Source organism: Priestia koreensis, from assembly GCF_022646885.1.
Lineage (GTDB): Bacteria > Bacillota > Bacilli > Bacillales > Bacillaceae_H > Bacillus_AG > Bacillus_AG koreensis_A.
In genome coordinates, this window is sequence record NZ_CP061868.1 from 2,580,751 (window position 1) to 2,594,334 (window position 13,584).

Annotated in this window: 14 protein-coding genes; 4 read left to right on the forward strand and 10 right to left on the reverse strand. The window is 40.8% G+C overall.

All coding sequences use genetic code 11. The features are described from left to right. Positions 1–462: 462 nt before the first annotated feature. A complete protein-coding gene (locus tag IE339_RS13285; protein WP_242168204.1) occupies positions 463–1,929 on the forward strand; it encodes a hypothetical protein in 1,467 nt (488 codons plus the stop codon). 657 nt (positions 1,930–2,586) lie between these two features. Here IE339_RS13285 and IE339_RS13290 read toward each other — a convergent pair. Then, the gene (locus tag IE339_RS13290) at positions 2,587–3,414 is read right to left on the reverse strand and encodes a GNAT family N-acetyltransferase (RefSeq protein WP_242168206.1); all 828 of its coding nucleotides are present in this window, start codon (positions 3,412–3,414) and stop codon (positions 2,587–2,589) included. A gap of 316 nt (positions 3,415–3,730) precedes the next feature. On the opposite strand from IE339_RS13290, the gene IE339_RS13295 reads away from it, so the two are divergent. Further along, a complete protein-coding gene (locus IE339_RS13295) occupies positions 3,731–4,921 on the forward strand; it encodes an MFS transporter (protein WP_053401948.1) in 1,191 nt (396 codons plus the stop codon). Between the two features lie 38 nt (positions 4,922–4,959). Here the strand turns inward: IE339_RS13295 and IE339_RS13300 are convergent, their stop codons facing one another. Together IE339_RS13300 and IE339_RS13305 are read right to left on the reverse strand one after the other, a co-directional pair. Next, positions 4,960–5,421: a MarR family winged helix-turn-helix transcriptional regulator gene (locus IE339_RS13300; protein WP_242168208.1), complete on the reverse strand. Its 462-nt coding sequence runs from the start codon at positions 5,419–5,421 to the stop codon at positions 4,960–4,962. Between the two features lie 16 nt (positions 5,422–5,437). Next, a complete protein-coding gene (locus tag IE339_RS13305; RefSeq protein WP_242168210.1) occupies positions 5,438–6,241 on the reverse strand; it encodes an N-acyl homoserine lactonase family protein in 804 nt (267 codons plus the stop codon). Between the two features lie 343 nt (positions 6,242–6,584). Between IE339_RS13305 and IE339_RS13310 the strand changes: the two genes are divergently transcribed. Next, on the forward strand, positions 6,585–7,856 hold the full coding sequence (locus IE339_RS13310; protein WP_277933973.1) for a histidine--tRNA ligase: 1,272 nt from the start codon (positions 6,585–6,587) through the stop codon (positions 7,854–7,856). 85 nt (positions 7,857–7,941) lie between these two features. Here the strand turns inward: IE339_RS13310 and IE339_RS13315 are convergent, their stop codons facing one another. From IE339_RS13315 to IE339_RS13340, 6 genes are all read right to left on the reverse strand, one after another. Further along, the gene (locus IE339_RS13315; RefSeq protein WP_242168213.1) at positions 7,942–8,148 is read right to left on the reverse strand and encodes a DUF5316 family protein; all 207 of its coding nucleotides are present in this window, start codon (positions 8,146–8,148) and stop codon (positions 7,942–7,944) included. Positions 8,149–8,170: 22 nt separating this feature from the next. Beyond that, positions 8,171–8,617, reverse strand: coding sequence for a GNAT family N-acetyltransferase (locus IE339_RS13320; RefSeq protein ID WP_242168215.1), 447 nt, complete (start codon positions 8,615–8,617; stop codon positions 8,171–8,173). A gap of 79 nt (positions 8,618–8,696) precedes the next feature. After that, positions 8,697–9,329, reverse strand: coding sequence for a pyridoxamine 5'-phosphate oxidase family protein (locus IE339_RS13325; RefSeq protein ID WP_242168217.1), 633 nt, complete (start codon positions 9,327–9,329; stop codon positions 8,697–8,699). A gap of 118 nt (positions 9,330–9,447) precedes the next feature. After that, on the reverse strand, positions 9,448–9,630 hold the full coding sequence (locus IE339_RS13330; protein WP_242168218.1) for a hypothetical protein: 183 nt from the start codon (positions 9,628–9,630) through the stop codon (positions 9,448–9,450). A gap of 23 nt (positions 9,631–9,653) precedes the next feature. After that, entirely contained in the window at positions 9,654–11,123 is a 1,470-nt protein-coding gene (locus IE339_RS13335; protein ID WP_242168221.1) for a UDP-N-acetylmuramoyl-L-alanyl-D-glutamate--2,6-diaminopimelate ligase, read from the reverse strand. Between the two features lie 580 nt (positions 11,124–11,703). Continuing rightward, positions 11,704–12,126, reverse strand: coding sequence for a hypothetical protein (locus IE339_RS13340; RefSeq protein ID WP_242168223.1), 423 nt, complete (start codon positions 12,124–12,126; stop codon positions 11,704–11,706). A gap of 97 nt (positions 12,127–12,223) precedes the next feature. Between IE339_RS13340 and IE339_RS13345 the strand changes: the two genes are divergently transcribed. Continuing rightward, a complete protein-coding gene (locus IE339_RS13345; RefSeq protein WP_242168225.1) occupies positions 12,224–12,640 on the forward strand; it encodes a hypothetical protein in 417 nt (138 codons plus the stop codon). A gap of 38 nt (positions 12,641–12,678) precedes the next feature. Here the strand turns inward: IE339_RS13345 and gdh are convergent, their stop codons facing one another. Beyond that, positions 12,679–13,464, reverse strand: coding sequence for a glucose 1-dehydrogenase (gdh, locus tag IE339_RS13350; protein ID WP_242168227.1), 786 nt, complete (start codon positions 13,462–13,464; stop codon positions 12,679–12,681). Positions 13,465–13,584 lie beyond the last annotated feature (120 nt).

Here is a 13,584-nt window from a genome sequence, read left to right on the forward strand (position 1 = left end):
CCTTCACCTTCCGATGCACAATATGAGCGACACTTTCACTCACCTTTTTTGTGCACGTGAAACTTTTTATACGTGCACCTCCCCCAAAATGCTTCTCTATCAATACATAGAAGATGATTACGTTTAATAAGGAACTGTGCACAGGGCGACATCTCCGCTCACCATGATCCTTTTATGGGCGACATTTATCCTCACCTTACAAAAGTTTAACCTTTTTTGACCAAATAGATGTACCAAGGGTTGAACAGGTGTGCGCACCGTGCATATTGCCCCTAATTAGGAACGTAAATTTTATGCACACGCGTTTGATATACTATCACAAATACAATGAGCGGATTATGTCGATAATTATGCTCGAACATATACACATAGAAAGGTGGTGAAACTCATGCACATACTCGCTAACCGTAAGGGACTTCAACATGGACAAAAACCGGACCTATTACGATCAATTATGGATTTATGAAGGCTTTATTTAATATTGAGCTTTCCTATGACTCTGGTGAATCGTTCTCCATTACGAAAAACTCTTCTGAAACGGAAGGTCGCTATCGAAAGCTTCATCATTTAGTACGTGCGGACTTTTATGCGGCTATGCTTCTTCAAGCAGTTTGTCATGCAACAACGTATGATATTAATAACGTGAACTATGCTTCTCTTTATGATGCCCTTTGTATGTGGTATGAGGATCCCATCAGCTTTTATGAGTTTGTCATTTCATTGAAGAAATTTGAGCAGCTTGGTCTCATTACCCTTGCGAATCGAAAAGAGAATGGACGCTTTGATATTCAGCTTCGAATTTTAGAAGAGGATACGTATTTTATCGTTGCTTCTCCAGTGGTGTTTACAAAAGGCTTTACGGATCTCACCCTGTCACATTGGAAGTTATTTTTTGCTGCCCTTCTTCAAACAGGCACAGGAAAAGAAAAAGTTCTCTTCCGCCAGTTCGATAACGAGCAGCACGATAATATGATGCACAAAGGACTGAAACAATTCCTTCATAAACATCAAGCATCCGATGTAAAACGTTTAATCGAGGAGTTAATCACAATTCCGGTATACAACGAAAAGCCGTTATTTATTCGTCCAAAAGAACAGCTGACATACAAATACGAGGGGCGAAAGCTTTCTGTCGCTTATTTCTCTGTACATCCTAGCTGGGTTCTTTCACATAAGAAAGGGCAAAAATATCATTTTCCGATTCAACCCGTCGTGAAATTCTCACGATTTGCACGGTTTATTCAGCATGAGCTAGAACAACTAGGGTTAACTGAGCACTTCACAAATAACATACAGCTCGTGAATGAGCTGATCAGCACGCTGAAACCAAAGGGCAAAGTCCTCTCGCGTCATGTTCTACATAAAATTCGAGAGTACATTCGTGAACAGCACGTTTTGCCTACGTCCCTAACAGACTTTATCCAAAACGTTTCACGTAGCCGCATGAAGGCGACGATTGAAAATTTAGCGCGAACAGAAGGCGTTCATCAATGGATTGCTCCTCATATGAACGGTGAAGTAAAAGAACAGCGAACGGAAGCGTTTGTAAGTCGCATGAGCTACTTTGCAACGCCTACACTGCGTAAGCTCTTTAAAAAGGGATATACATATTTGCAGCGCTACTACACGCGCCTTGCTCTTTATACATCAAATGATTATAAGCATGTGCAGGAATTTGACCACATGCCGATGATGAAGGAAATTCGTAAAACGGCCGCACGAAAAAAAGTGTGCCCTGCTGCCTATGCCGCGCTTGAAAAAGAAGCGCTTGAAATGTGGGAAGCAAATCCAGATTGGGAACGATGGCAAGTCACGAATGAGCTTGGTAAATGGCTTTTAGATCAGCTCGAGCATTTGCCTTCACAGGACACGATGGCCGTACTTCCACCTGGTGTTCAACTTGAAGACATTTTGCTGTCATTCTCGTGATCATGACTTCTTTCATAGCCCAGCCGTACGCAAAGCTCTACTCTTTTTTTAAAATAAAAAGAGAGTAGAGCTATTTGTCGTTGCAAAAAAAGCATGTCTCCTCCATCTTCTATCTCTCCTACTCCTTTTTGCCTTTTAACGATAGCTCATGATCATACAGTTTTTATTGTTTCTCATAAAAAAGCAAAAAAGAATACGTGGATGATGTGGAAAGTGTGAGAAGTGTGGATGATATGTTGAACCATTAACAAATTATTTTCTGCATACTCATATAAAAACAAACAAAAAATCGTTGATATTGTGAACGATGTTCATAGTGTGGACTATTATGGGCTTTCTAGTGAACCAGCTCTAAAAAATCAGGTAAAAATCAGGATTGAATAAACATCAATAATAATGATTCAATATTCATTTGTTTTTTTATGCGCAAATCGCTTCAAACACTATTTAAAATGGTTTTTTTATGAAACGTTCAATTAGTATCTGTTTTTTCATTTTTAAAACCCCTCTCCTCCTTACGCAGGCAAGAGATTGTAGATCCTATAAAAGGATTCTTCTTTATAAAAGGATTTTATTTATATCTTTATATAAGAGAAAAGCTACTTACGTGCATGCACAAAAAAGTCTAGTAATGTGTTCACTACTAGACTTTGTCCACTATATACGATTAAGGGTTCCTTTAAAAAAAGACAGTTCATGTTTTAATAAAAATCCAGCGCGTTTATATAATTGAATAGCACGTATATTTTCACTGTTTACACAAAGCTCGATTGTTTGTATCCGATCAAACGAAAACATCCAGCTTAGCGCTTCATGCAGTAGCTTAATCCCTAACCTATTTCCACGGTATTCATTTTTAACCCCGATGAATTCAATTGCTCCTTCACCAAAATCAGGCTGAACCTCCACGTAAATGTAGCCAGCTAATGTTGATTGATCCGTTGCAACGAACACTTTTTGATGCTCATTGATTCTTTGTAAAATTTCACTTCCCTCATAATATGAAGACGGAAATAGATTGTCATGAAGGATTTGAAAATCGTCATAAAGACTTATTGGAAGCTCTAGCGGTTTGCTACTGTTCACGGCCAGCTGTTGTTTTTCATAACCCAATATGCACTGATCACTTATGCGTTGACAGTGCAGCTCTTCTGCTAATTGTAGCATCGTATGGTTTTCTTTGTTCGGGAACAGATAAAATGTATGAATATCATCTGGCATGATGGAAAGAAGTCCATTCCATAGCATTCGACTTCGCTCTAAATCATGGTCCTCAACAAATGGGCCCCATATTTCTGCACGTTGATTTTCTAGATCAGCATCAAAACCAGCTACGCCGGCTATATGTCCGTTTTGGGATGCGACAACAAAGCTTTCATCGTAAGGCACATCTGACAATTCATGGCGTAAAAAATGTGCTACTTCTTGATCATCCTGTCCGCAATAACCAACATGCGTATTCGCTTTCTTATTGAGTCTTGCCATGAAACGTGCTGCATCTTGTACTTTGTCTGAACTCAGTCTCTTTATCGTAAAGATCGAAACCCTCTCCTTCCTTTATTCGTTAGTCTACTATTCGGCAGATTACGAGGAAATTCCTTTCCCTATTCACGGTTCGTATTCCTTTGCAATCCCTACATAAGAGGAGTATGATAAAGGATAGTACTTATACTTCGATCTAGCACACACCCCGTCTCTACTCAAGGACTCTCTACGTCTAAAACTTTGATAATCAAACTATTAATTTCGTATACAAAAAGACAAAAAAGCGACTGCTTTTTTGATAAGAAGGTGATTGTTGTTGTATTGGAAACGAACATTGCGTATTTTATGGCCAGCAAACTTTCTGCAGGCCGCTGGTATGAGTCTAATCATCCCCTTTCTACCCCTCTATATTCAGCAATTAGGAATTCATGATCATGACAGTATTGCTCGGTGGACAGGATGGATTTTCTCTGCTCAGTTCATTACGGCTTTTCTGTTTCAGCCGCTTTGGGGATCCCTCGCTGATAAATATGGACGCAAGGTGATGCTTCTAAGATCTTCAATCGGAATGGGCGTTGTGACGATTTTAATGGGACTGGTCACAGGACCTGGTCAACTGCTCACTCTCCGTCTCATTAACGGATTATTTTCTGGGTTTATTTCCATGTCCGTTTCGCTTCAAGCATCCGTAACGCCTGATAAAGACTCTGGTCGAGCGCTCGGTACGCTCCAAACGGGTCAAGTGGTGGGGACATTAATTGGTCCCTTGCTCGGAGGGATTTTATCAGAGATTGTCGGATTTAGGGCGGTTTTCTTCGTGACAGGAGCGCTCATTCTTCTCGGAGGCCTTGTGGTCATGTTATTTGTGAAAGAAGATAAACCGAGCCGTCAGCAGGTAGCGAAAAAGCAAAAGGGAGACTGGAAGGCACTGCGCCCTCTTTTACCGGTATTCATCGCCGCAACGATTACACAAATTGCGATGATGAGCATACAGCCCCTTATTACGCTCTATACAAAAACACTCTATACAGGTAGCCACCTAGCGCTGATTGTCGGTCTTGTGAGCGCTGTGACGGGAATTGCTAACCTAATTGGTTCACCTCTCTTAGGCAGACTGGGTGATAAAATTGGTCAGCGGAAAATCTTAATTCTCTCCCTGATTATGTCGATCCTTGCGTTCTTACCGCAGGTATTCGCTACAAGTATTACCGTCTTGCTCGTGGGTCGATTCTTTCTCGGGTTGTTTATTGGCGGCATGATGCCCTCACTGAATGTTTTAGTTAAAAAGCTGGCTCCGAAAAATCTCCAAGGGACGGCATTTGGGATTAACTCCTCTGCACGTTTTCTTGGTAATTTGCTAGGACCGCTCATCGGAAGTACCGTGGCAGCTGCTTACAGCATTCAGGACGTGTTTTTCATTACGATGACGTTCCTGTTTGTGAATCTTATTGCAATTGCGTGGAACCGAAAATTAGATGTTCCGATCGTGCAGACAAAAGAAACGTAAAAAGCTTCGTGCGCTTAGGCACGAAGCTTTTTACGTGGTTATTTTTGTACAAATCCACGTTTTTGGAGTGCAAGATAGTCAGGTGTTTCCTGTAAAAGCTTCTCTAGCCTATCATTCATTTCATGTAGAACGGAAGGCGAATACAATTCTTCTAGCATGTTGTACAGCTCTTGTTCTGCGCGTTGAATGTGCAAATGCTTTTCCATTCCTTTCGCAGTGAGCGCTAACTTGACTGATCGACCGTCGTCATCATTAGGTGTGCGTGAAATCAATTCCTCCTTCACCATTCGGTTAATCAATCGTGACGGGCTTCCGTCTTCACAGATAAGAAGGTTTCCTAGTTCTTTTAATGTAATCCTTTGATTACGTGCTAAAATGCTGATGACCTCTGCTTGTGATGGCGTAATGTCTTCTGGTTGAAGAAGACGTTTGAAAAGCTTTTGTCCGCTTCTTTGTGCAGCTAAAATGAAATAACGAAAAGCTTCTGCTTCTTTACTCATCGTGTCTTCCCCCCCCTTATACAAACAATTTCTGATCAATCCTAGGATCGTGGTTGGCTAAAACACCTATGCAATCAGAGCGCTTCGAAAAGTCGTCTACCCATTGTAATGATTGAAGCGCTTCTTTTTTATTACTCGTTAAACCAGGTAAAAGCTGTTCCTTAAACGACCGACTACTATAACCAACGTCGCTTGCAAGAAGCAGCCACCCGTTTGAGACTTTGGCTAAAATAGACACCATCCCTCTCGTATGTCCAGGCGTATGGACGATATAAAGAGATTCGTCCCCCCACACGTCTACACCACGGTTTGTTGGTCCAAATGGAATATCGGTAAATGTGAATGGTTCAATGGGAATTCCCTTCCACATCGACCGAATGTACCCTAATTTTGTATGCGCTTCTTTCCATTCCACATCGCTCGTCCAAATTTTACGTGCTTCTTTTACATGTTCCAATCCGCTAACATGATCAGCATGTAGGTGAGTGAGAATAACTAGATCAAGATCTGAAGGTTGTATATGTAAAGAAAGAAGTTGCTCATGAACAGCTTCTCCCTTTGGTAGTTTCCCTTGAAACATAGAATAAGAGAATCGCCCCAAATGCTTTTTCTGCTTTGTGCGTATCTCAGCATGCCATCCTGTATCAATTAAGATATTCCCTTTTGGGTGCTGAATCAAATAAGCGGATACCGGCACTTCGATACGTTTCTTTTTGCTGCGAAACCACCCTGTATAAGGCATAGGATGAAGCGAATCTTCCCGGTGTGCAAGGGCTTGGTCTATTGTGACACTCCCTGTATGTAATACATGAATTTTCATTGTATGCCCCCTTAAAATATAGATGACATGTCATCCATATTTTACTATAAATGGAAAAATATATTTTTTTCAATAGTTACACAAATGTATTTGTAAAAATATTCTTGTTGTGCTAAAGTAGGTAGAAATTAGGAGTGAAGACCATGACAGAGGACCAAGTAAACATTCGCATACAACTACATCATCATACAAAATAGCTTTGCTACGAGATTTTTAAAAAATCTTTTATAGCAAGGCTATTTTCCATGAAACCGCATTGATTAAGTATTTTTAATCAAGAGCGGTTTTTTTATTTGATGGTGGTCTTTGCAAACTTATTAACGTTAGAGGAGGAAGCATTATGATGAAAAAGATGGATTATCAAAACGTAAAAGGAACACAGGACTTTTTACCAGAGGCAGAATTGATTCGAAAACGCGTCAAACGAACGCTTGAAGATGTTTTTATGAAGTACGGATGTCTTCCGCTTGAAACCCCTATTTTAAACTATACAGAGCTTATGGCATCTAAATATGGCGGCGGTGCTGAGATTTTAGAAGAGATGTATACACTATCAGATCGCGGTGAACGTGATCTTGCTTTGCGCTACGACTTAACCATCCCCTTCGCTAAAGTGGTTGCGATGAACCCTGGTCTTAAAATGCCGTTCAAACGATATGAAATCGGCAAGGTGTTTCGCGATGGGCCAATAAAAACGGGCCGATTTCGCGAGTTTACACAATGTGATGTAGACGTTGTCGGGATAGAGTCACAAATGGCAGAAGCAGAGCTGATGGTCATGGCGCTCGATTCGTTTAAGGAATTAAATCTGGACGTGATCATTCAATACAACAATCGGAAGCTTCTAGTGGGGCTATTAGAGGTGCTTTCCGTAGACAACGCACACGTAAATGATGTCATTTTAACGCTTGATAAGGTTGAAAAAATTAGCGTTGAGGGCGTTATAAAAGAGTTAAAGGACAAGGATGTTCCAATAAGTGCGATTGACGGCATTGAGCGCTTTTTAACGACGTATGAGGGTTCCTCCTTTTTTGAGCGCTACAAACACAACTCACTAATTCAGGAAGGCCTTGCTGAATTAGAGGAACTGCAAACGTACTTAGACTATCTTGAGGTCAGCGATCAATGCGTATTTCACCCGTTTTTAGCTCGTGGGTTGGAAATCTATACGGGCACCATTTATGAAATCTTTCTGTCTGACCAAACGATCAAATCAAGCATTGGAAGCGGCGGTCGTTATGATAATGCCATTGGTGGTTTAGTTGGTACAAACGAAACGTTCTCAACGGTTGGAATCTCCTTTGGGCTAGACGTCATTTATGCCGCTCTTGAACGAATGGATCAACAACCAGCAAACGAAGGCTTGACTGATTACCTAATTGTTCCCCTTGAAACAGAAAAAGAAGCGCTTCTTCTGGCACGAACGCTCCGCGAACAAGGAAACCGTGTCGAAATTGAGATGACGGGTAAAAAAGTGGGAAAAGCGTTAAATCGTGCAAACAAAGAAGGCATAAAAAAGGTTATCATACTCGGTGAAAAAGAGATCGAGCAAAATCAACTTATAGTAAAAGAAATGGCGACAGGAGAGGAAGTGCAGATGACCTTCGTGTTTTAGTCATCTCAGACGAAATAATACAAGGAAAAAGCCTGGTTTACCAGCAAACCAAGCTTTTTTTCCTATTGAAAAGGTTCTCCGTCTCTTACAGAAAATACACTAGTCCAGCAAGTCCGAATGAGATCACCCCAACGCCTCCAGCGACAAGTGCGATTTTTGTACGATAGTTTTGATGAGCGTTCGTTTCAGAGTGAAAGTTGGCTCGTTGCTGCTGCCCACCTGTCCAAGCTCCGATAAACAGACCGGAAATAACTATTCCGATTCCTCCAATGATGAGTAATACCGTTAGCATCCCCTTCGCCTCCTTCTATCTTTTAGAGGGAATAAATAAGGACGTTCTCAATTTCCCCGCCCATTTTTTCATAAAAGCGCTGTGCCCGCTGGTTGTCTTTGGCCGTTTCCCACGTCATGCGCACAAAGCCGTTTTGTAAGCTATATTCATGACATGCTTTAAATAGTGCAGTGGCAGCTCCGCCTCCGCGTGCCTCTTCGACTAGGTAAAGATCATTCATAACCGTAATTTTTTGCGCACTCGTTGTGCTATATGTAAAATAGAGCGTCGCAAAACCGATTAAGTGACCATGCTCTTCGGCAACAAATTGAATGCCCTCTTGTTGACGGAGCATCGTGTGGATAATTCCTTGCACATGCTCAAGAGGTGGTTTTGGACATTGATAAAAATCCACGATGTATTCATACATCAGAATGGTAATATTGTTCACATCTGGTTGCTGTGCTTGTCGCACCGTAAATCCTGCCATCGTTCTCGCTCCTTCTTCGTTAAGCACCTGTTCCTCATAAGCTGACTGACACAAGATGCATAAACCATAAGGCTGGTTTTTAGTACAGCTTTGTTTTGTATCCTTCTTCAAAATCTGCTTTGAGTCGTTCCGGTGTCATTTCGGGGATTTTAACATGGGTAGATAAAATTTGAGCAGTATTCGGCTGTTCCTCTTCGCGTAACCATGTTGAAGGCTCCCATAAATTTGACCGTTTTAATGCCTTGCCGCAGTGCATGAAGCACTCCTCCACTTCGACTGCAATTCCCATAAGTGGTAGCTTGTCATTTACCTTCATTTTTTCAAGAACGTCCTCATCACAAATAATGCTTGCTTTTCCATTTACACGTAGCGATTCGCTTATTCCTGGAATGAAGAAGATCAGGCCAACGTGTGGGTTTGTCAAAATATTTTTGATGGAGTCACCGCGCTTGTTGCCGGGACGTTCGGGAATAACAAGCACATTCTCATCCAATACGTAGACAAACCCAGGCATATCGCCTCTTGGTGAGCTGTCACAAATTCCCTTATCGTTAGCCGTCGCAATTGTTAAGAAAGGTGAATGAGCAATAAATTGTTGGCAGCCCTCATCTAAATGATGAATGACTTTTTTTGACGCACGTTCACTCGGCGTACCGATTCGTGCACGTAATTCTTCTTCTGATGTAATAAAATGCTGAAAATATGGCTTCATTTGTTTTTGACATCCTTCCTGCTAGTGCGTACGCTACTACTTTATCATATAAAAATCATTTTTACATTATTTTACTAAAATAGTAAAAAACAAAAAAGCCGCAGATGCGGCTTTCCCATTACATGCTAATAAATCCAAACTCGACGAAAAATACAAAAGCAAACGTCAGCAATCCACCAATCATAACGGTATTATGGGTATCTTCCTTTGCATGCAGCTTTTTTAAAAAAAGCGTCAAGTTAACAAACCATAGAACGCCAAGAATCGGAATAATAAAAAATAAGACCACTGGAAGCGTCATCTTTTCACCGACTTTCTGAATGGTTATGGTTGAAGAACTTTTCTTGCAACTTCTCGATCATCAAAGTGAATCGTTTGATCATGAAAGATTTGATATGTTTCATGTCCCTTTCCAGCAATTAAGACAATATCGCCTGGTTCAGCAGCTTTAATGGCTTTTTTAATCGCAAATTCGCGCTGCACGACAAGCTCATATTGCTCTGTGGAAAAGCTTTTCTCAATATCTTTTAAAATATCAATAGGGTCTTCTGATCGAGGATTATCAGATGTAACGATGACATAATCGCTGTATCGCTCCGCAATTTCTCCCATAAGCGGACGCTTTGTCACATCACGATCACCGCCACAGCCAAAGACGGTAATGATATTTCCTGTTGCAAACTCTTTTAGGGACGACAGTACGTTTTCAAGAGCATCTGGCGTATGAGCATAATCAACCACAACTAAAAACGGCTGTTTTTCATCAATGATCTCCATTCGACCACCCACATTTGGCATCGTAGCAAGACTTTTTTGAATGTATTCAAGCGGGATATTTTCAATTAGCGCAGCGCTAATCGCAGCAAGCGCATTATATACGTTAAACATACCGATCAACGGAAGTGTAATCTCCGTCTCTCCTTTATATGTAGTGAGATGAAACGAAATTCCTTTTGCGGTAAGTTGAATGTTACGTGCATGAACGTCTGCTTCCTCATTTTTAATTCCATATGTAATAACATCGACAGCGGTGATGTCTTCAAAATAAGCAAACGCTTCGTCGTCACGGTTTAATACCGCATGCTTTCGTTTTTCAGGATGAAACGTATTTCCAAGCCTTGAAAAAAGGAGCCCCTTTGTGTTTCGGTATTCCTCAAACGAACCGTGATAGTCGAGGTGATCTTGTGTAAGATTGGTAAAAATGGCGGTTTTAAAGTCACAGCCAACGACTCTCCCCATGTCTAAGCCTTGCGAGGTAACTTCCATGATGCAATAATCGGTGTGATGGTCACGCATTGTACGAAGATTTCGTTGTAACACTGGTGGCTCCTGTGTGTTAATATCGGTTGGATGCATGTTGCCATCAATTTTAATGCCGTTGTTTCCCATCAGCCCTGTCTTCAGTCCATAGTCCGAAAAGATTTTTTCCGTAATAAATGCCGTCGTGGTTTTTCCGTTCGTACCAGTAATTCCAATTAAATTCAATTCCTGTGACGGGTGTTGATAAAAATAAGAAGATAGGACGGCCATCGCATGACGCGCGTCTTTTACAAAGATTTTGGGTACGTCTACCTCTACATCTTGTTCAACGACGACAGCAGACGCCCCGTTTCGCACCGCGTCCTTTGCAAAAACATGGCGGTCTTGTAAAAAGCCATCAATTCCACGTACACAAATAAACGCGTTTCCTTCTTCTACTTTTCGTGAGTCCATTTGTAGCCCCGTAATGACGATGTTGTGATCGCCTTCTATTTTAGCTGTAGGTAATACATGTAGTATGTCTTTGATCTTCATATGTTGTCACTCCTGTTCAATACTTGTTTTGTTAGTGTATTGGATATTCCCTTACTTTTCCAATAACAACATCTGCATCATTATAAGCAGTATGACGAGATTAGTAAATCATTCGAACAATGGTTGAAGAAAAAGTGGCTATTTTTAAGGTAGTATTTATCAGGGATCGTACGACGATTATCTTCTTCTATCTACCGAATAGAGTTAGACCTCAAGCGACGATCTCAACTCCTCTATTTTCCGTAATGAATGCATGGGTAATCGATCCATTCATATAAAAAAACAGGGGATGTCTCCCCTGCTTACGAATGATGAAACAATCCGGCAATGAAACGAAATAAAAACCGAAATAGGAGCCGAAAAATGAAAAAAATAAGATTTAAAATAAGTTCAAAAATCCCTTCAATAACAACCTCGAAAAAGAAGCGCCCTACGTGATGATACCATCGCTTCTTTTTCTTTATAGACATATTCATGCGCGACTAGCTCCCTATCTTCAAACTGTAACAGGAAAATTTTAAGAGTAAATGATGAAAAAGGAAATAGTTCGATCGACTTATTTAACGAACAGTGACGAAGTCTATGATTTGTATGTGGGTGATGAATCTGAAAACGGGGGCATTTTTTTAATCACCCAATGACATAGGCCAAAGATGAGTCCAGACATGATAAAAAAGGAATGAAAAAGCAGCGCTTCAGAGAGGAATGGATTCATGTCACCCCAGATGAGCATAATTGCAGCGGTCGGGACGGCAAAGAGCAGCATACATCCAAGTGGATAGAGAAGGCCTTTATAGGAGGTAAATCGCTTATCGATTGCGTAAATGATGACCGTATATAAAGGCATACAGATCGCTAAAAAGATCAGACTCCCCCAGATTAAAACAGCTGTCCCATCGACTAGCGTTTCGTCATACACAACCTTTAATATGACGACGTACGTACAAAAGCCACCAACGAAAGCTAAAAGCGGTGAAATAAGGTAGAGAAGAATATCTCTCATCTGCTGTTCTCCTTTTTTCTTTTATACCATTATATACCAAAATGAAATGTTGGCGATACAGATTAAAAAATTGGGGACGCTAGTAGCGAGGTGTTTTATGATAAAACCATTTTTAATTGTCTTGTTGCTATGTCAGCTTTTTGTCCCCGTACATGCAACAGCCCAATCGCAGACGAATGCGGATATTTTTGATATTGAACAAAACAAGATCATTCGACATGTACCGTTAGATGCTAACGTACAGAAGGACATTACATTTTCCCTTACGCATATAACCGGGGTGTATAAAAAATTTAGGGCGATTCCTACAAGAGGGTCAATGGTACGTGTTCCTGTATCTCCTCCTCTACTCGTTCAGAACCAGTGGTTTCATGGACTTGTTGACGAAGTTATCTTTATTTTTCCTCCAAGCGAAGATCCTTATGTATTACTCTTCGATGATGAAAATCGATCATGTTTTTTCACATTTACCGGTGACACGAAGGAATTAAGAAGCAATTGGGGCATTCAATAAAAAAAGCACCGTACAGTGACGGTGCTTCTCCTCTTCTATTAACCTCTTCCTGCTTGGAAAGAAGGATATTTAGTCATTGCTCCATCAGCGAATAGTGTGATACCAGTGATGTAGCTGGCTTCAGAAGATGCTAGGAAAGCCGCAACAGAAGCGATTTCTTCTGGTTCACCGATGTAACCCATTGGAATCATGCTTTCAACGTCTGCACGTTGTACAGGATCTGCGAATTTTTCAGCATTGATTGGTGTATTAATTGCACCAGGTCCAATGTTGTTCACACGAATTCCTTTTGGTGCATATTCAAGTGCTAATGTTTCAGTCATTAACTTCATGCCGCCTTTACTTGCTGCATAGTGAACAAATAATGGCCAAGGAATCATTTCATGTACGCTAGACATGTTAATAACGTTTCCTTTGATATCATTTTCAACGAAATATTTAAGTGCTTCACGGCTACCTAAGAAAGCCCCTGTAAGGTTTGTTTCGATTACTTGGTTCCAGTTTTCTAATGTTAATTCATGAGAAGGAACTGGGTTTTCAACACCAGCGTTGTTGATCATAACGTCTAATGTACCAAACTCTTCAACCGCTGTTTTTACAAGGTTAATAACGTCTTTTTCGACTGTTACATCACCACGTACGACAACTGCTTGTCCGCCTGCTTCTTCTACTTCTGCTTTTGTTGCCATTGCTTCTTGTACGTTGCTACGGTAGTTTACGACTACTTTCGCTTGCTCTTTACCGAAGCGTACAGCCATCGCACGGCCAAGACCTGTTGATCCTCCAGTAATTACGACAACTTTTCCTTTTAAATCTGTATACATAATGAAATTCCTCCTGATGCGTTTTATATTCGTTCTCAATGTTTTTTAAAATTTGAGAAGATGTTTGAAGTGTTTATTGAACATCTTGTTACTAATAGTAACTCGGATAAATAAAATAAT

Excerpts from the sequence above, each read along its gene's own strand:
- IE339_RS13285 (WP_242168204.1), top strand. The coding sequence starts at position 463 with ATGAAGGCTTTATTTAATATTGAGCTTTCCTATGACTCTGGTGAATCG.
- IE339_RS13290 (WP_242168206.1), bottom strand. The coding sequence starts at position 3,414 with ATGGCAAGACTCAATAAGAAAGCGAATACGCATGTTGGTTATTGCGGA.
- IE339_RS13300 (WP_242168208.1), bottom strand. The coding sequence starts at position 5,421 with ATGAGTAAAGAAGCAGAAGCTTTTCGTTATTTCATTTTAGCTGCACAA.
- IE339_RS13305 (WP_242168210.1), bottom strand. The coding sequence starts at position 6,241 with ATGAAAATTCATGTATTACATACAGGGAGTGTCACAATAGACCAAGCC.
- IE339_RS13310 (WP_277933973.1), top strand. The coding sequence starts at position 6,585 with ATGAAAAAGATGGATTATCAAAACGTAAAAGGAACACAGGACTTTTTA.
- IE339_RS13315 (WP_242168213.1), bottom strand. The coding sequence starts at position 8,148 with ATGCTAACGGTATTACTCATCATTGGAGGAATCGGAATAGTTATTTCC.
- IE339_RS13320 (WP_242168215.1), bottom strand. The coding sequence starts at position 8,617 with ATGGCAGGATTTACGGTGCGACAAGCACAGCAACCAGATGTGAACAAT.
- IE339_RS13325 (WP_242168217.1), bottom strand. The coding sequence starts at position 9,329 with ATGAAGCCATATTTTCAGCATTTTATTACATCAGAAGAAGAATTACGT.
- IE339_RS13330 (WP_242168218.1), bottom strand. The coding sequence starts at position 9,630 with ATGACGCTTCCAGTGGTCTTATTTTTTATTATTCCGATTCTTGGCGTT.
- IE339_RS13335 (WP_242168221.1), bottom strand. The coding sequence starts at position 11,123 with ATGAAGATCAAAGACATACTACATGTATTACCTACAGCTAAAATAGAA.
- IE339_RS13340 (WP_242168223.1), bottom strand. The coding sequence starts at position 12,126 with ATGAGAGATATTCTTCTCTACCTTATTTCACCGCTTTTAGCTTTCGTT.
- IE339_RS13345 (WP_242168225.1), top strand. The coding sequence starts at position 12,224 with ATGATAAAACCATTTTTAATTGTCTTGTTGCTATGTCAGCTTTTTGTC.
- gdh (WP_242168227.1), bottom strand. The coding sequence starts at position 13,464 with ATGTATACAGATTTAAAAGGAAAAGTTGTCGTAATTACTGGAGGATCA.